A 16,609-nucleotide genomic window follows, 5' to 3' on the forward strand; every position below is an offset into this window, starting at 1 on the left:
GGCTCCCTCAGCTCCTCTTGTAGCGATGCGGGGTGAACGGCATGGCGGCGATCCGGGCGGGCACGTCCTTGCCCCGCAGGTCGACGGTGACGGCGGTGCCGGGCTCGGCGAAGTGGCTGGCGACATAGCCCATGGCGATCGGCGCGCCGACGGTCGGCCCGAAGCCGCCGGAGGTGACGCTGCCGATCACGGCGCCGGACGGGCTCTTGATCGCCGCGCCCTCGCGCACCGGCGCCCGGCCCTCCGGCTTGAGGCCGACGCGCAGCCGCGCCGCTCCCTCGCGCAACTCGCCCTGGACGCGGGTCGCGCCGGGGAAGCCGCCCTGTTCGCGGCGCCGCTTCTGGATCGACCAGGCAAGGCCGGCCTCGATCGGCGTGGTGGTTTCGTCGATGTCGTGGCCGTAGAGGCAAAGCCCGGCCTCCAGGCGCAGCGAGTCGCGGGCGCCGAGGCCGATCGGCTTGACGCGCGCGTCGCCGAGGAGGGCATCCCAGAGCGCGCGCGCCTGATCGGACCTGACGGAGATCTCGAAGCCGTCCTCGCCGGTATAGCCCGAGCGCGAGACGGCGATGTCGATGCCGTCGAAGCGCGCCGGCGCCATGCCCATGAAGGGCAGCGCGGCTGCCTCGGGGCAATGCGCCGCCATCACCGCCGCGGCTTCGGGGCCCTGCAGGGCCAGCAACGCCCGGTCGTCGGCGACGGCCAGCTCGGCCCGGCCGGCGAGCCGCTCGCGCAGGAGCGCGAAGTCGTGTGCCTTGCGCGCGGCGTTGACCACCAGCATCAGCGTGCCGTCCGCGGCCGGATCGGGCGAGCGTGCCACCATCAGGTCGTCGAGGATGCCGCCATCGGCGTTCAGGAACTGGGAATAGCGCTGGCGGCCGCGCGGCAGGCTCTGGATGTCGGCTGGGACCAGGCTCTCCAGGGCGGCCGCGACGCCGGCATGGTCGGCCGCCCTCAGGACGGCCTGGCCCATATGCGACACGTCGAACAGGCCGGCGGCCGTACGGGCATGGGTGTGCTCGGCCAGGATGCCGCTGGGATATTGCACCGGCATGGCGTAGCCGGCGAAAGGCACCATGCGGGCACCGAGCGCCACATGGGCGGCGTGGAGCGGTGTCTCAAGGAGGGGGCCCTGATCCGGCCCCAGGTTCGGCTCTGCCATTGCGGCTCCGACGACAGGTTGCACCTCCGGACGGATGTCCGGTCGAGTGCCCCCTCTGTCGCGGTACCTGAGAGATTTCACGAACGGGCACCCTGGCCGTTCGCTTGCGCCCGTCGGTGAGCCCGGCCGCTTGCGCGCCCGTGCCGCTTTCCAGAGTGTCGTCCCCCACGCGGTCCGGATGCCTGAGAGTTTCCGGGGCGGTTGCTCCTTCGGCGCCGGCCTCGGGGGCCGGTCTCTTCCGCGGGGATCAAACGTATGGCGCGACGCTAGTGCTGCGCCGTTGCGTCGTCAACCCGCGATCCTCTGTCGCAGGCGACAAATTTCGACGGGCCGCGAACGGCGTGCAATCCGGCTTCCGGCGCCCGGTCCGCCGACCTGCGGGACGGGCCGTCAGGCCCGCCGCTTCTTGCGTGCCGGTGCGGCTGCTGCAGCCTTGCCGCCGAAGCCGAGCTGGATCTCGTAGTAGCGCAGCGGCTTCTCCAGCTGCAGCGGGATGACGATGTCGTTGGCGATGTACTTGAAAGTGCCCTGCGAATCGCCCGGCGGCACCGTCGCCGAGACCTGGACGGTCTTGCTGTAGATCGGGTTGGTGTCGCGGTCGCGCACGGTGATGGTCAGCGGCGCCGAGAAGGTCCCGGGCGAGCCCTTCTCGCCGAGCAGCACGCGCCCCCCGACGCCGACGCGGATCCCCACCGTCGTGCCCGAGATCAGCGTGCATTCGCGGGCGAAGTCCGACAGCACCATCTGGTGGCGGACATTGGACGGCGAGGGCTCGCCGGCATAGGCGGCATAGGAGGACATGCCGGTCGGCACGTTGATCTGCGGGCATTCCTTGTCCGGGTCCATCGGGATGACCACGGTACGGCCGGGCTCGGCGGCGGTGGAGACGGTGACGCCGTTGGAGATGTTCGGGTTGGGCGTGGTCTCCTCGGCTGCCGAGCCGTAGACGCCGCTGAGAAAGCCGGCATTACCGCCCCCGCCGCCACCGCAGCCCCCAAGCGCGACCAGCGCCGCCAATCCCGCGCACCGCGCGGCCCAGATGCCGATACGCACGCCGACCATGTCCGAACTCCGTGACGCCGAAACCGCCAATGCCCACCCGATCCCAACCTCCGCGCCGGCGATCCGGCACGGAGCTTCAACCTCGAAATCCATCCGGCCTCGACGATTCGGTGACGGCGCCGAAGCCGTGCGAGCGATATCACGGCCGGCCGCGACCTCCTAGTACGGGAGGCCGGAGCGCCCGGACGCGCCGCTCCTATCTTGACGCCTGTTGCCGCGCGGCCCCATATCCGACCGCCATGCATCAACCCAAGCCGTCGCTTTCCGTTCTTCTCTGCAACCCGCGCGGGTTCTGCGCCGGCGTGGTGCGCGCCATCGATGCGGTGGAGAAGGCGCTGAAAATCCACGGCGCCCCGGTCTATGTGCGTCATGAGATCGTCCACAACAAATATGTGGTGGAGAGCCTGAAGGCGAAGGGCGCGGTTTTCGTCGAGGAGCTCGACGAGGTGCCGGACACGGCCGCGCCGGTGATCTTCTCCGCCCATGGCGTCGCCAAGTCGGTGCCTGCCGCCGCCGGCGCCCGCAATCTCTTCGCCGTCGACGCCACCTGCCCGCTGGTGACCAAGGTGCACCGGGAGGCCGAGGTGCACTGGAAGCGTGGCCGCGAGATCGTGCTGGTCGGCCATCGCGGCCATCCCGAGGTGGTGGGCACCATGGGCCAATTGCCCGAGGGCGCGGTGCGGCTGGTCGAGTCCCTGGCCGACGTGGCCGCCTATGTCCCGCGCGACCCGGCGGCGCTGGCCTATGTCACGCAGACCACCCTGTCCATCGACGACACGCGCGAGATCGTCGAAGCGTTGAAGCGGCGCTTCCCGGCGATCGTCGGGCCGCACAGGGAGGACATCTGCTACGCCACCACCAACCGGCAGGAGGCGGTCAAGGCCGTGGCGCCGCGGGTGGAGGCGATGGTCGTCGTCGGCGCCCCCAACTCCTCCAACTCCCAGCGCCTGCGCGAGGTGGCGGAGCGCCAGGGTTGCCGCATCGCCGTGCTGGTGCAGCGCGCCGCCGACATCGACTGGTCCGTGTTCGGCGCCATCGCCTCGCTCGGCGTCACCGCCGGCGCGTCCGCGCCCGAAGTGCTGGTGGAGGAAATCCTCGATGCCTTCGCCGAGCGCTATGCCCTGAAGGTCGAGACGGTTTCGACGGCGGATGAAAGCATGTTCTTCCCGCTGCCCCGGGAACTGCGCGAGGCGCCGGAACCGTTGGAGCTGGCGGTTTGACGCCGCTTCCCCGCCTCCGCTAAAGCGTTTTGCGATTTGACGGAATCGCGTCAAGTCGCAAAGACGCGTCGAAACAAGAAGTTAGAGCAACGAGCGTTTCCACCAAAACGTGCTTTGCTCTAAGTGCTGGCATCGCCTGTTCCCGGAACCCTGCGCATGGCCGTCTACACGGAAGTCTCCGACGAGGATCTGGCCCGCTTCGTGGCCGGCTACGACATTGGCGCGGTGCTGGCCTGCAAGGGTATCGCCGAGGGGGTGGAGAACACCAACTACATCCTGCGCACCGAGCGCGGCAGCTTCATCCTCACCCTCTACGAGAAGCGCGTGCGGCGCGATGACCTGCCGTTCTTCATCGGCCTGATGGAACATCTCTCCGCGCGCGGCGTCACCTGCCCGATGCCGGTGCGGCGGCGCGACGGGTCGGCGCTGGGCGAGCTTTCCGGACGCCCGGCCGCGCTGGTGACCTTCCTCGAGGGGGTCTGGATCAAGCGCCCCACCGTGGAGCACTGCGCGGCGGTCGGCCGGGCGCTGGCGGCGATGCATCTGGCCGCGCTCGACTACCAGGGGCGCCGGGTCAACGCGCTCAGCGTTGCAGGCTGGCGGCCGCTGTTCGAGCAGGCCGGCGGCCGCAGCGACAGTGTGCAGCGGGGCCTCGACGAGACCATCCGCGGCGAGCTCGCCGTCCTGGAGGCGCATTGGCCGGAGGGCCTGCCGGTCGGCACCATCCATGCCGACCTGTTCCCCGACAATGTCTTCTTCCTGCGCGGCCGCCTTTCCGGCCTGATCGACTTCTATTTCGCCTGCACCGATATCCTGGCCTATGACGTCGCCATCTGCCTCAACGCCTGGTGCTTCGAGGCGGACCATTCCTACAACGCGACGAAGGGCAGGGCGCTCCTGGCCGGATATCGCAGCCTGCGGCCCCTGTCGGCGGCCGAGACCGAGGCCCTGCCGGTGCTGGCGCGCGGCTCGGCGCTGCGCTTCCTGCTGACGCGCCTAGTCGACTGGCTCAACGTGCCGCCGGGCGCCCTGGTCAAGCCGAAGGACCCGGTCGAATATCTCAAGAAGCTGCGGTTCCACCAGCGCGTCGCCGGCGCCGCCGATTACGGGTTGGACGGATGAGCTCGCGGCGCCTCACCCTCTACACCGACGGCGCCTGCTCCGGGAATCCGGGGCCGGGCGGCTGGGGAGCGATCCTGATCTGGGGCGAGCATCGCAGGGCCCTGTCCGGCGGCGAGCCCGTCACCACCAACAACCGCATGGAGCTGCTGGCGGCGATCGAGGGGCTGGAGGCGCTGTCGCGGCCCTGCGCCGTCGACCTGCACACCGACAGCCAGTATCTGCGCAACGGCATCACCGGCTGGATCCACGGCTGGAAGCGCAATGGCTGGCGCACCGCCGACAGGAAGCCGGTGAAGAACGAGGATCTGTGGAAACGCCTCGATGCCGCCGTCGAGCGGCACGACGTCGCCTGGCACTGGGTCAAGGGCCACGCCGGCGAGCCGTTGAACGAGGAGGCGGATCTCCTCGCCCGCCAGGGCATGGCGCCCTATCTGAAGGCGCGCAAGCAGGCAGGCTGAGGGGCCCGCCATCGGCGAGCCCCGGTTCGATGCGGGCCGGTCACAGCGCCTTGAGCAGATTCGCGGCGCTCGACACGTCGGCCTGGCTGGCGTTCTCTTCCTTGTTGAGCACCGTCACCACGCCGTCCTCGACCAGCATGGCATAGCGCTGCGAGCGCAGGCCGAGGCCCTTGGCGGAGGCATCGAGCTCCATGCCGATCGCCTTGGCGAAGTCGCCGCTGCCGTCGGCCAGGAACTCGATCTTGCCGGAGCCGCCCGACGCCTTGGCCCAGGCATCCATGACGAAGGGGTCGTTGACGGAGGTGACGGCGATCGTGTCGACCCCCTTGGCCCGGATCTCGTCCTGGGCTGCCAGGAAGCCCGGCAGGTGGTTCTTGTGGCAGGTGGGCGTGAAGGCGCCGGGCACGGCGAACAGCACCACCTTGCGGCCCTTGAACACGTCGGCGGTGGAGCGCACGGCGACGCCGTCGGGCGTCATCACGCGGAAGTCGGTCTCGGGCAGCCGGTCGCCGGTCTTGATCGTCATTCTGGAGCTCCATGGCAGGACGGTCGAAGGAGGCCGTCAGGATACAGCGACGATCACGGCAGCGTATAGGGCGTTTCGACCGAACCGGCCGCATCGACCAGCGTGAACCGCAGCACCTTGCCTGACGGGGCGGCCGATTTCGGCAGGCCGTCGAGCGCCAGGGTGAAGCGGCGGCCCGGGCCGCCGGCCACGGGCTCGGGCACGGGCAGGTACCAGTCGGCGGGACCGTCGACGAAGAGCTCGGCCTCGGGCGAGGCGTCGACCTCGATCGTCAGCCGGGCCGGCCTGGCGGCGGCGTCGAACGTGATGCGGGTGAGGGCGGGGGCGGCCGCGGTGCCGAGCGGCTTCTGCGTCGGCACCGCGGCGCGCGCCGCCGCGAGCAGCGCGTCCGAGGCCGCATCGGAGGAGCCCGTCGGGTCGAGCCGGAGCGAAGCGTCGCCCTTGGCCGGCACGCACATCGTCTTGCAGATGGCATAGTCGAGCGACAGCGCCAGGGTCGCCGGCCTGGAGGCATCCTTGGGCTTCACCTCCAGCGGCAGCACGGTGCTGGTCTTGTAGCCGATCGACGTGCCGTCCTCGTCCACCAGGCGGTGCGGCGCCGGCCAGAGCACGGTTACCGCAGCGACATTGTCCGAGCGCGACCAATCGAACACCGGTGGCACGCCGGAATCGCCGGGGTTGCGCCAATAGGTCTTCCAGCCCTGGTCCAGGCGGATCTGGAGGCCGGCCCGGCGCTGCTCCGGTGAGGAGGCGTCCGGCACCAGGCGAATGGCCGCGCCGGTGGTCGCGGACCAGGGCGATGCCTCGGCGGCGCGGCCGGCGACAGGCTGCAGGACGAGCAGCAGAGCCGGGATCAGGCATGGGTGGAAATGTCGCATCCGCACGCCGTAGCCGATGCGAGGGTCACGTGCCAGCCACGAAGGCGTGAGCGTCGCGGCAGGACGCCGGCGCGGGGGGCGCGGCATGCAATTTTTGTCTTAACAAAGCCGACTTGTTGCTTCACGATCGACCCATGGGATCCAAGGTTCGCAGTGCGCTGGCTTCGGCCGGCAGTTTCCTTGACGGCAAGATTCTCGTTGCCATGCCGAGCATGCGCGACGAGCGTTTCGCGCGTAGCGTGATCTATTTGTGTGCCCATTCGGACGAGGGCGCCATGGGCATCGTCGTCAACCAGCCCGCCAAGAACGTCCGCTTCGACGACCTGCTGCAGCAGCTCGGTGTCGTCAACTCCGTGGCCGACATCAAGGCGCCGCGAGGCCAGGCGATCCGGGTGCTGAACGGCGGGCCGGTGGAATCCGGTCGCGGCTTCGTCCTGCATACCAGCGACGTGTTCATCGACAATTCGTCGCTGCCGATCGAGAACAATATCTGCCTGACCGCGACGCTCGACATCCTGCGCAGCATCGCCCTCGGCGAGGGGCCCGAGCAGGCCGTGCTGGCGCTCGGCTATGCCGGCTGGGGCGCCGGGCAATTGGAGCAGGAGATCAACGCCAACGGCTGGCTGCACTGCGACGCCGATCCGGACATCATCTTCGGGCCGGAAACCGACACCAAGTATGAGCAGGCCCTGCGCAAGATCGGCATCGAGCCCGGCATGCTGTCGAGCGAGGCCGGCCACGCCTGAGGGCGGTGGACGCTCGGGCCCGCTGGGTGCGGGATTGGGCGCAAGAAGTCTTCTTCATCGAGTATGCAAGGTGTCACCCCGCGGGGATGACCGGCGGAGGGCGGGGCTCCGGCTTCGCCGACACGGCATGACGGTGGCGCAGACGCGGTCAGGGACGGACCTTACGGACCTCACTCCATCTGCCCCGACTGCGTCGGGGCACATTCCCGGATTTTGGATCGACCATTTCACCCCGCCCGACGACGCGCAACGCCTCCTAGGCGCCGTTCACGAATAAGCGATTCGACCTGGGCGTCATGGCCGGACTTGATCCGGCCATCCACGCGAACGCGACAGATCAGGTAAGAGCACTTGTTCAGGTCGCCAATAGTATGACGCTGGAGGTGTTCGCGAGGATGGCCGGATCAAGTCCGGCCATGACGAATTGAGATGTCTCACCCAATTAACAACCGAAGTCCTTATTCTCGGGCGATGTCTTATCCGCAAACGGCTCCTTAGAGGCCGCTCGCACGAATCCGATGTGACGCATCTGTTCGCGAACGATACCTTACGCCCGTAGCCGGATCGGCCCGGCGATCAGCCGGCGGGCCTCGTCGGCGGTCATCGGCTCGCCGAAGGCGTAGCCCTGCGCATACTCGCAACCCAGCTCGTGCAGTTCCGCCGCATCGGCATCGGTTTCCGCGCCTTCGGCGACGACATCCATGCCGAGATCGTGCGCCATGGTGATGATCGAGCGCAGGATCACGGGCCGCGCGCCGCTGCCGTTGGGGCGCACGAAGCTCTTGTCGATCTTGATCGTGTCGAACGGGAAGCGCTGGAGATAGGCGAGGCTGGAATAGCCGGTGCCGAAATCGTCCATCGACAGGCCGGCGCCGAGTTCGCGCACCTGCATCAGCATCTGCGCGGCATATTCGGGATTCTCCATCACCAGGCTTTCGGTGATCTCCAGCTTCAGCGAGCCGGGCGCCACCGCCGAGCGCGACAGCACGCCCTTGAGGTCGTGGATCAGGTCGTGGCGCAGCAATTGGCGGCTGGAGACGTTGACGCTGGCGAAGATCGGCGGGTCGCTTTCCACCAGCCGCTGCCAGGTGACGAGCTGGCGCGTCGTCTTGTCGAGCACGAACAGGCCGAGGTCGACGATCAGGCCGCTCTCCTCGGCGATCGGGATGAAGTCGCGGGGCGACAGCCGGCCGAGCCGCGGATGATCCCAGCGCACCAGCGCCTCGAAGCCGGCGATGGTCCGGTCTTCCAGCCGGACGATCGGCTGGAACAGCACCTTGACCTCTTCCCGCTCGATCGCCCGCCTGAGGTCGGCCTCAAGCGCCAGCCGGTCCGGCCGCTCGCCCCGCATGGCGGCGCGGAACGTCTCGATCCGGTCGCCGCCATGTTTCTTGGCGTGGTACATGGCGATTTCGGCGTCTTTCAGCACCTCCTCCGCCTTGGCGGCGGCATCGCCGTCGACCATGAGGATGCCGATGGAGGCGGTGAGGAAGATTTCCCGGTCGGCCACCGCCACCGGGGTGCGCAGCGTCCTGCGGATCGTCTCGGCGAAGGCCTCGATCCGCTCCGGTTCGCGCTCGGACAGGACGATCATGCCGAACTGGTCGCCGCTGATGCGCGCCACGCTGTCGCGCGGCTTGAGCAGGCGCGACAGGCGGCGCGCCACGGTGAGCAGGATCGAATCGCCGATGGCCAGGCCGACGGAATCGTTGATCTTCTTGTAGCGGTCGATGTCGAGCAGGATCACCACCGGCCGCGCCGCCGGATCCTGCCGGGCCGTGGCCAGGGCTCCTTCCAGACGGTCCATGAACAGTTCGCGGTTCGGCAGGCCCGTGAGGTTGTCATGCACCGCATCGTGCAGCAGCCGTTCCTCGGCGGTCTTCTGCTCGGTCACGTCGGCGATCACGCCGACGCAGCGCACCACCTCGCCGTCGGACCCCACCACCGGGCGTGCCTTGAGGTTCAGCCAGCGGTAGTGGCCGTCGCCGGCCCGGATGCGGAAGTCCTGGGCCACGCGGCCGCGGCGCTGGTCGATCACCGCGTCGAGGGCGGTGCGGAAGCGGTCGCGGTCGAGCACGTGCACCAGCTCCAGCCAACGGCTCGCCGGTCCCTCCAGGGTGCCGCGCTTGACGTTCAGGAGCTGGTCGGCCTCGGGGCTGACATAGATGCGGTCGGCCGGGACGTCCCAGTCCCAGACGATGTCGCCGGACCCGGTGAGGGCGAGAGCCTTGCGCTCGGTGTCGGACATCAGGCCGGGCGCGAAGGTGCCGCCGGCGAATGCGTGCTGCATCACCGTGAAGCCGATCAGCATCACCACCAGCACCAGGCCGCCTGTGAGGGCGGGCTGCACCAGGTCGTTGGTGAGGTGCCCGGTGATGGTCATGCCGGCCGCCACCACCCAGGCCAGCAGCAGCGTCCAGGTCGGGATCAGCATGACCGCCCGGTCATAGCCGTAGGCGGCGAGGTAAACGATGATCAGCAGGCCCACGGCCGCCAGCGTGGCGATGGAGATGCGCGCCACGCCCGCCGCGACCGGGGCGTCGACGACGGCCAGGCCCACCAGGGCCGCCAGCGCGATCAGCCAGGCGACCAGCACATAGCTGTAGCGCACATGCCAGCGGTTGAGATTGAGATAGGCGAACAGGAACACCAGCATCGTCGCCGAGAAGATCGCTTCCGCTCCCGCCCGCCAGGTGCGGTCGCCGTCGTCCCGGATGGCCAGGACCTTGTGCAGGAAGCCGAAGTCGATGGCGAGATAGGCCAGCACCGCCCAGGCCAGCGCCGCGGCGGCCGGGAACATCGCCGTGCCGCGGACCACGAAGGCGATGGTGAGGAACAGCGCCAGCAGGCCGGCGATGCCCATGACGATGCCCTTGTACAGGGTGAGCGCGTTGACCTTGTCCTTGTAGGCGTCGGGATCCCACAGATAGAGCTGCGGCAGCTTGGCGGTGCGCAGCTCGGCGACGAAGGTGACGCGCGAGCCCGGATCCAGCGTGATGCGGAACACGTCCGCGTCGTCCGCGTCCTCGCGCTCGGGCCGGAAGCCCTGGCTCGGCGTGATGTCGGCGATCCGGGAGGCGCCGAGATCGGGCCAGACCAGGCCCGAGCCGACCAGCCGGAAATGCGGCGCCACCAGGATGCGGTCGATCTGTTCGTCGGTCGTGTTGGCCAGGGCGAAGCCGATCCAGTTGGGGTTGGCGCCCGCTTCCTTCGCCCGCACCTCGATGCGGCGGACGATGCCGTCGGGACCGGGCGCGGTCTGGATCTGGATGCGGTCGCCCTGAGTCGAATAGAACTGGACCGCCGGGGACAGGTCGATGGCATCGACATCGTTGGTGACCGAGACCGGCTCCAATGCAAAAGCGGAGCTGATAGCCGCCAGAACGCAGACCGCGGAGGCAAAAACGGCTGCGATGACTGTCCTGAAACTCAACGCACAATCTCCGGCTGCCGGCCGACTGGCACGGCCTGACCCCACTTGCCCCCCGATGTGTGGGCAAGCAGTACCGGGCAAGCGGGCCTTCGGCAAGCGCGGACCATCGGCATCCCCGCGGAATCAACCGCTCCGTCGGCGGAGCACGGCGATTGCGCTCGGCGTTCCGTCGCGGCAGAACTAAGGGCACGCGTCCGCCGTTAAGGGTTCGTACGGCGTTTGCCGTGCATCGTTGCACCAGTCGCAAGGGCTCGTCATGAAGCGCATCCGCAAAGCTGTCTTTCCCGTCGCCGGCCTCGGCACCCGTTTCCTCCCCGCCACCAAGTCGGTGCCGAAGGAGATGCTCACCGTGGTCGACAAGCCGGTGATCCAGCATGTGGTCGATGAGGCGCGCGAGGCCGGCATCGAGCATTTCATCTTCGTCACCGGCCGCAACAAGGGCGTGATCGAGGACCATTTCGACATCGCCTACGAGCTCGATTCGATGCTGAAGGAGCGCGGCAAGACCGAGGCCCTGGAAGAACTCCAGCGCATCCTGCCGGGCGCCGGGCAGACCAGCTTCACCCGCCAGCAGGCGCCGCTCGGCCTCGGCCATGCGGTCTGGTGCGCGCGCGACATCGTCGGCGAGGAGCCTTTCGCCCTGCTGCTGCCCGACATGCTGCACCAGGGCCAGGGCAAGGGCTGCCTCGCCGAGATGATCGAGGCCTATGACAAGGTCGGCGGCAATCACATTGCGGTGTTCGAGGCGCCGGAGGACCAGACGCACCAATACGGCATCGTCGGGCGGGGCGCGGCGATCGGCGGCAACGCCTTCGAGATCACGCAGATGGTCGAGAAGCCCAAGCGCGGCACCGCGCCGTCGAACCTGGCAGTGTCCGGCCGCTATATCCTGCAGCCGGAGGTGTTCAAGCTCCTCGAGACGCAGGAGCGCGGCGCCGGCGGCGAGATCCAGCTGACCGATTCGATGCTGACCCTGGCGAGGACTCAGAAGTTCTACGGTTCGGTCTTCAAGGGCCGCATCTTCGACACCGGCATGAAGATCGGCTTCCTCACCGCCAACGTCGCCTATGCCCTGGCCCGGCCCGGGCTCGGCGACGAATTGCGGGCGGAGCTGAAGGCGCTCGGGATCTGAGCGGCCGCGGCGTCGCCGGCGCCGTTCAATATTGCATCCTGAGGCCGACCATTAGGCTGTTGGCGGTGTAGTCCGAGCTGGGTATGGTGGAGGTGAGGCGCTCATAGGCGTAGGTCGCCTTCACCGCGAAGGTGCGTGACAGCTTGTATTCGAGGCCGAGTGCGGCGTCGAAGGTCCTGTCGGTGCGCGGGGTGCCGACATAATCCGAGATCTGCTGCGAGACGGCGGCCTTGGCGATGAGATAGCGCCGCAGCGCATGGGAGACCTCGACACCGTAGGTGTGATTGATCGTGCCGCTCGAGCCGGCCAGCGTCGTCTCGCCGAGGTTGGACGAGGCTTTGAACGTCACCGTGGTCAGGACGGTCGGGCGCCACACCAGCGACGCATCGACGAGCAGGCCGCTGAGATCGCTGAAGCCGGGCCCCCTGTAGCGGCGCGATTCGTAGCCGACCGCGGCTTCGCCGGTGAACGTGCCGTTGAGGTCGAGCGTCACGCCGGCCAAGCCGGTGAGGCCGTCCGAGTCGCGCGGCGTGTCGACATCGTGGCGGCGCTGGTCCAGTGCGACCTCCAGGAAGGGCCTCACCGCCGGCGACAGGTCATAGGTGCCGCGCAGGGCGACGCCATAGGTGTCGTAGTCGCTGGTCGGATCGTCCTGGGTGGTGTTGCGGTCGATGGCGCCGCGCAGGCGGAGCGAGGTTCGTCCGAACTGCTGCACCACCCCCAGCGTGGCGCCATAGGCGAGCGTGATCGGCCGCGTCGTCGCCCCGGGCGGGGCGTTGGGATCGTCCTGGCGCAGCGAATCGAGGACGAAGCGGGTTTCAGCCTCGATGGCGGTGTCGCGCTGCACGTCGAAGCGCCCGCTCAGCAGCGCGTTGAGCTTGGGGCGGTTCTCATCGGTCTGGCCGAAATAGTTGGTGTAGCTGCCGTCGATCGAGCCGCGCAGCTCATGCCGGTCCCAGTCGGAATTGAACTCCAGCCGCGGCTTGACCAGCACGAAGGTCGCGCCCTTGACCTTGCCGCTTGCGAAGCCGGGATTGTCGCTATAGCCGAAGTCGACATCGATCGAAGGCCGCAGCATGAAGGTGCCGGCCCTGAGGCCGAGCGGCGCATAGGGATCTTCTTCCACGGGCCGCCGCGGCCGGCGGACGGGGATCTCGGGCTCGAGCGTCGGCGGGCCGATCGGCGCCGACGCGGCGCCGTCGCCGGTCGAGACCGGCTGTACCGGCGCGTTGGGATCGGGCACGACGTCGCGCAGCATGGGCGGCTCGGCCGAGCGGATGCGCCGGACGCTCGTCGGCTTGTTGAGCGTCACGGGCGGGGGCGGCAGCGACACCAGGCCCCGCACCCCCGGCGCCGGCGCGGTTGCGTCAAGGGCGCCGCGCAGTTGCAGGGAGTCCTGGGTTTGCGCCAGGGCAGGGCCGAGCACCACCGTCGCGGCCGCGATGGCCACGCCTGCTGCAATGCTGCTGCCATGACATCTCTGGCGCACAGTCCCCCGCTCCCGCCGACGCCCGCAGCGTCGTTACCAACAGGTAAAGGAGCAGGGTTAATGCGGTGTTATCGCAGGGGGTCGGTCGACAGCAGCGCGTAAAGCAGGTGGTCGCGCCACTCGCCGTTGATGCACAGATAGGCGCGGGCATAGCCCTCGCGCGAGAAGCCGACGCGCTCCAGCAGCCGGATCGAGGGCGTGTTGTTGGGCAGGCAGGCCGCCTCGATGCGGCGCAGCTGCAGGGGGCCGAAGGCATAGGGGATCAGCGCGCGCACCGCCGCCGTCATGTGGCCCTTGCCGGCATGGACCTCGCCCATCCAATAGCCCAGAGAGGCCGACTGCGCCACGCCCCGCCGCACCTGGCCGAGGGTGAGGCCGCCGACCAGGGCGCCGTCGCCGGTCCGGAAGATGAAGTAGGGATAGGCCGTGTCGGCGCGCACGTCGCGGGCATAGCGGCGCAGGCGGGCGCGAAAGGCGAGCCGCGTCAGGTCGGCCGGCGGCCAGGTCGGCTCCCAGGGCGTGAGGAAGATGCGGCTGTCGCTGCGCAGCGCCGCCCAGGCCTCGTAGTGGCGCATCTGCGGCGGACGCAGCTCCACGCCCTCTCCGTGCAGCACCGGCATGGCGTCGGAGAAGGACAGCGGCCGCAGGAACGACATCAGCGTCAACCGGCGATCCTGGTCATGATCGCGTCCCGGCGGGGCAGGGTGGCCACCGGGCCGATGGCTGTAAGGGTGGGAGGGCTCGCCAGCAGGGCGCGGCCGACCCTGCGGATATCGTCGGGGGTCACCGCGTCGATCTTGCCGATGATCTCGGCCGTGGTGAGCGGCCGGCCCCAGACCAGCATGTGGCGGGCGAGCTGCTCGGCGCGGACCGAGGAGGATTCCAGCGCCATCAGCAGGCCGGCCTTCATCTGCGCCTTGGCGCGGGCGAGCTCCGCTTCGCCGGGCGCCTCGGTCAGGCCGGCGATCTCGTCGAGGATCACCGGCACGAGGTCGGCGAGATCCTCCGCGCCGGCTCCGGCCGACACGCCGAACAGGCCGGTATCGGCATAGCCCCATTGGAAGGCGTAGATCGAGTAGCACAGGCCGCGCTTCTCGCGCACTTCCTGGAACAGGCGTGATGACATGCCGCCGCCGAGGATACCGGTGAACAGGCCCAGCGCCTGGCTATCCTGATCGCGGTAGGAACGGCCCTCGAAGCCGATCAGCAGGTTCGCCTGCTCGTGGTCGGTCTCCACCACGGTCTCGCCACCCGTGTACCGCGCCGGCTCGGGCGAAGGGGCCGGATCGCTCGGCAGTGCGGCGAACAGCCGCTCGGCATCCTCTGCCAGGCGCGCGTGCTCGACCGCGCCCGCCGCCGCCACCACCATTTGCGGGGCGTGGTAGTGGGTGTCGAGATAGCGGCGGATCGCGGCGCGGTCGAAGGCCGTCACCGTCGCCGGCGTGCCGAGGATGCGCCAGCCGAGCGGCTGGCCGGGGAAGGCCGTCTCGCTGAACAGGTCGAAGACCAGGTCGTCGGGCGTGTCCTCGACCGCGCCGATCTCCTGGAGGATGACGCCTTTCTCGCGACCGAGCTCGGTCTCGTCGAACAGCGGCTCGGTCAGGATGTCGGCGAGGATGTCGAGGCCGAGGCCGACATCCTGCTTGAGGACGCGGGCGTAATAGGCGGTCTGCTCGGCCGAGGTGGCGGCGTTGAGGTCTCCGCCGGCCGCCTCGATCTCCTCGGCGATGCGCCGGGCATCGCGCCGTCGCGTGCCCTTGAAGGCCATGTGCTCGAGCAGGTGGGCGAGGCCGTGCTCGTCGGCCCGCTCGGAACGCCCGCCCGCTCCCGCCCACACGCCGAGGGAGGCGGTCTCCAGATGCGGCATGGCATCGGTGATGACCGTAAGCCCGGAGGGCAGCGTCGTGACCGCGACGCTCATGCGGCTGCGCCCCGAACACTGCGCGACCGCGCACGGACGAAGTCTTCCACGGTGCGCTGGTCGTTCGCCAGCACGGTGAAGCGTTCCTCCCGCTCGAACAGGTCGGCGAGATGTGCCGGCAAGGCGGGATGGATGCCGCTGGCCCGCTCGACCGCGGCCGGGAACTTGGCGGGATGGGCCGTGCCGAGCACCACGATCGGCACGGCCGGATTGCCGGCAGCCTTGCGGGCTGCGGCGACGCCGACGGCCGTGTGTGGGTCGAGCAGGTAGGAAGCCTCGCGCCAGACTTCGCCGATGGTCGCCTCGATCTCGGTTTCGTCGGCACGGGCGCCGTCGAACTCGGCCCGGATTGCCGCCAGCGGTGCCGCGGCGATCTCGAAACGCCCCGATTGCGCCAGGCTCGCCATCAGGCCGCGCAGCGTGCCGGCGTCGCGGCCGTGGGCATCGAACAGGAGGCGCTCGAAGTTCGAGGAGACCTGGATGTCCATCGAGGGCGAGGAGGTCGGTACCACGCCGCGCGCCTCGTAGGCGCCGCTCTCCAGGGTGCGCACCAGAATGTCGTTGGTGTTGGTGGCGATCAGCAGCCGTTCGATCGGCAGGCCCATGCGCTTGGCGACATAGCCGGCGAAGACATCGCCGAAATTGCCGGTCGGCACGGCAAAGGAGACCGGCCTGTGCGGCGCCCCCAGCGCCACGGCGGCGGTGAAGTAGTAGACGACCTGCGCCATGATCCGGGCCCAGTTGATCGAGTTGACACCGGACAGTCCCAGCGCGTCGCGGAAGGCGTGATGGTTGAACATCGCCTTCACCAGCGCCTGGCAGTCGTCGAAATTGCCTTCCAGCGCCACGGCATGGACGTTGGCGGCGGCAACCGTGGTCATCTGCCGGCGCTGCACGTCGGAGACGCGGCCGTGCGGGTAGAGGATGACGATGTCGACCTGGTCGAGGCCGCGAAACGCCTCGATCGCGGCGCTGCCGGTGTCGCCCGAGGTTGCGCCGACGATGGTCGCCCGCCGGTTGCGCGCCTTCAGGACATGATCCATCAGCCGGCCGAGAAGCTGCATCGCCACGTCCTTGAACGCGAGCGTCGGGCCGTGGAACAGTTCCTGCACGAACAGGTTGTCGCCGAGCTGCACCAGCGGCGTCACTGCCGGGTGCGAGAAGGCGGCATAGGCCTCGCGCAGCATGGCACGCAGGTCCTGCGGCGCGATCTCGTCGCCGACGAAAGGCGAGATCACCCGCTCCGCCACCTGCCAATAGGGCTTGCCGGCAAGGTCGGCGATGGCCGCAGCGTCGATCTGCGGCCAGGCCTCGGGCAGGTAGAGGCCGCCGTCGCGGGCCAGCCCGGCCAGCAGGGCGTCGGAGAAGCCGAGAACAGGGGCCTCGCCCCGGGTCGAAATGTAGCGCAATGGACGGACCTCGATGTCGCCGGCACACTAGTCGGCACGCCTGCGGCAGGCAAG

General features: G+C 69.1%; 14 protein-coding genes and 1 riboswitch. Of the genes, 5 read left to right on the plus strand and 9 right to left on the minus strand.

Going from position 1 to position 16,609, the window contains the following annotated elements; translation table 11 throughout:
• Positions 1 to 7: 7 nt before the first annotated feature.
• The gene (gcvT, locus tag AC27L4_RS02845; RefSeq protein ID WP_487140438.1) at positions 8 to 1,159 is read right to left on the minus strand and encodes a glycine cleavage system aminomethyltransferase GcvT; all 1,152 of its coding nucleotides are present in this window, start codon (positions 1,157 to 1,159) and stop codon (positions 8 to 10) included.
• 160 nt (positions 1,160 to 1,319) lie between these two features.
• Positions 1,320 to 1,410: riboswitch (glycine riboswitch) on the minus strand.
• Positions 1,411 to 1,549: 139 nt separating this feature from the next.
• Positions 1,550 to 2,221, minus strand: a complete 672-nt coding sequence (locus AC27L4_RS02850) for a hypothetical protein (RefSeq protein WP_487140439.1) — start codon at positions 2,219 to 2,221, stop codon at positions 1,550 to 1,552.
• A gap of 239 nt (positions 2,222 to 2,460) precedes the next feature.
• Here AC27L4_RS02850 and ispH point away from each other — a divergent pair, with 239 nt between their 5' ends.
• The 3 genes from ispH (at position 2,461) to rnhA (ending at position 5,021) form a co-directional block, all read left to right on the plus strand.
• The gene (ispH, locus tag AC27L4_RS02855; RefSeq protein ID WP_487140440.1) at positions 2,461 to 3,441 is read left to right on the plus strand and encodes a 4-hydroxy-3-methylbut-2-enyl diphosphate reductase; all 981 of its coding nucleotides are present in this window, start codon (positions 2,461 to 2,463) and stop codon (positions 3,439 to 3,441) included.
• A 156-nt stretch (positions 3,442 to 3,597) separates the two neighbouring features.
• On the plus strand, positions 3,598 to 4,563 hold the full coding sequence (locus tag AC27L4_RS02860) for a homoserine kinase (protein WP_487140441.1): 966 nt from the start codon (positions 3,598 to 3,600) through the stop codon (positions 4,561 to 4,563).
• Positions 4,560 to 5,021: a ribonuclease HI gene (gene rnhA / locus AC27L4_RS02865; protein WP_487140442.1), complete on the plus strand. Its 462-nt coding sequence runs from the start codon at positions 4,560 to 4,562 to the stop codon at positions 5,019 to 5,021. Before AC27L4_RS02860 ends, rnhA begins: the two co-directional genes overlap by 4 nt.
• A 40-nt stretch (positions 5,022 to 5,061) precedes the next feature.
• On the opposite strand, the gene AC27L4_RS02870 is transcribed toward rnhA, so the two are convergent.
• Together AC27L4_RS02870 and AC27L4_RS02875 are read right to left on the minus strand one after the other, a co-directional pair.
• A complete protein-coding gene (locus AC27L4_RS02870; RefSeq protein WP_487140443.1) occupies positions 5,062 to 5,547 on the minus strand; it encodes a redoxin family protein in 486 nt (161 codons plus the stop codon).
• A 53-nt stretch (positions 5,548 to 5,600) separates the two neighbouring features.
• Positions 5,601 to 6,425, minus strand: a complete 825-nt coding sequence (locus tag AC27L4_RS02875) for a protein-disulfide reductase DsbD domain-containing protein (protein ID WP_487140444.1) — start codon at positions 6,423 to 6,425, stop codon at positions 5,601 to 5,603.
• Positions 6,426 to 6,559: 134 nt separating this feature from the next.
• Here AC27L4_RS02875 and AC27L4_RS02880 point away from each other — a divergent pair, with 134 nt between their 5' ends.
• The gene (locus AC27L4_RS02880) at positions 6,560 to 7,171 is read left to right on the plus strand and encodes a YqgE/AlgH family protein (RefSeq protein WP_487140445.1); all 612 of its coding nucleotides are present in this window, start codon (positions 6,560 to 6,562) and stop codon (positions 7,169 to 7,171) included.
• A 547-nt stretch (positions 7,172 to 7,718) separates the two neighbouring features.
• Here AC27L4_RS02880 and AC27L4_RS02885 read toward each other — a convergent pair.
• Complete coding sequence (locus AC27L4_RS02885) at positions 7,719 to 10,586, minus strand: EAL domain-containing protein (protein WP_487140953.1); 2,868 nt, start codon at positions 10,584 to 10,586, stop codon at positions 7,719 to 7,721.
• Between the two features lie 274 nt (positions 10,587 to 10,860).
• On the opposite strand from AC27L4_RS02885, the gene galU reads away from it, so the two are divergent.
• Positions 10,861 to 11,736 carry a UTP--glucose-1-phosphate uridylyltransferase GalU gene (galU, locus tag AC27L4_RS02890; RefSeq protein ID WP_487140446.1) on the plus strand — a complete coding sequence of 292 codons (876 nt, stop codon included), beginning with the start codon at positions 10,861 to 10,863 and terminating at the stop codon, positions 11,734 to 11,736.
• Positions 11,737 to 11,761: 25 nt separating this feature from the next.
• On the opposite strand, the gene AC27L4_RS02895 is transcribed toward galU, so the two are convergent.
• From AC27L4_RS02895 to thrC, 4 genes are all read right to left on the minus strand, one after another.
• Positions 11,762 to 13,186, minus strand: a complete 1,425-nt coding sequence (locus tag AC27L4_RS02895; RefSeq protein WP_487140447.1) for an outer membrane beta-barrel protein — start codon at positions 13,184 to 13,186, stop codon at positions 11,762 to 11,764.
• Between the two features lie 107 nt (positions 13,187 to 13,293).
• Positions 13,294 to 13,881 (minus strand): GNAT family N-acetyltransferase, encoded by a 588-nt coding sequence (locus tag AC27L4_RS02900; protein ID WP_487140954.1) that lies wholly within the window; start codon positions 13,879 to 13,881, stop codon positions 13,294 to 13,296.
• 5 nt (positions 13,882 to 13,886) lie between these two features.
• A complete protein-coding gene (locus tag AC27L4_RS02905; RefSeq protein WP_487140448.1) occupies positions 13,887 to 15,146 on the minus strand; it encodes a M16 family metallopeptidase in 1,260 nt (419 codons plus the stop codon).
• Positions 15,143 to 16,555 (minus strand): threonine synthase, encoded by a 1,413-nt coding sequence (thrC, locus tag AC27L4_RS02910; protein ID WP_487140449.1) that lies wholly within the window; start codon positions 16,553 to 16,555, stop codon positions 15,143 to 15,145. The genes AC27L4_RS02905 and thrC overlap by 4 nt, the downstream gene beginning before the upstream one ends.
• Positions 16,556 to 16,609 lie beyond the last annotated feature (54 nt).

The organism is Labrys sp. Lb11, from assembly GCF_057554225.1.

Bases quoted from the DNA above. Each gene is read 5' to 3' on its own strand.
- AC27L4_RS02900 (WP_487140954.1), bottom strand. From the start codon at position 13,881: ATGTCGTTCCTGCGGCCGCTGTCCTTCTCCGACGCCATGCCGGTGCTG.
- AC27L4_RS02880 (WP_487140445.1), top strand. From the start codon at position 6,560: ATGGGATCCAAGGTTCGCAGTGCGCTGGCTTCGGCCGGCAGTTTCCTT.
- AC27L4_RS02905 (WP_487140448.1), bottom strand. From the start codon at position 15,146: ATGAGCGTCGCGGTCACGACGCTGCCCTCCGGGCTTACGGTCATCACC.
- AC27L4_RS02860 (WP_487140441.1), top strand. From the start codon at position 3,598: ATGGCCGTCTACACGGAAGTCTCCGACGAGGATCTGGCCCGCTTCGTG.
- galU (WP_487140446.1), top strand. From the start codon at position 10,861: ATGAAGCGCATCCGCAAAGCTGTCTTTCCCGTCGCCGGCCTCGGCACC.
- ispH (WP_487140440.1), top strand. From the start codon at position 2,461: ATGCATCAACCCAAGCCGTCGCTTTCCGTTCTTCTCTGCAACCCGCGC.
- AC27L4_RS02875 (WP_487140444.1), bottom strand. From the start codon at position 6,425: ATGCGACATTTCCACCCATGCCTGATCCCGGCTCTGCTGCTCGTCCTG.
- AC27L4_RS02850 (WP_487140439.1), bottom strand. From the start codon at position 2,221: ATGGTCGGCGTGCGTATCGGCATCTGGGCCGCGCGGTGCGCGGGATTG.
- AC27L4_RS02870 (WP_487140443.1), bottom strand. From the start codon at position 5,547: ATGACGATCAAGACCGGCGACCGGCTGCCCGAGACCGACTTCCGCGTG.
- gcvT (WP_487140438.1), bottom strand. From the start codon at position 1,159: ATGGCAGAGCCGAACCTGGGGCCGGATCAGGGCCCCCTCCTTGAGACA.
- rnhA (WP_487140442.1), top strand. From the start codon at position 4,560: ATGAGCTCGCGGCGCCTCACCCTCTACACCGACGGCGCCTGCTCCGGG.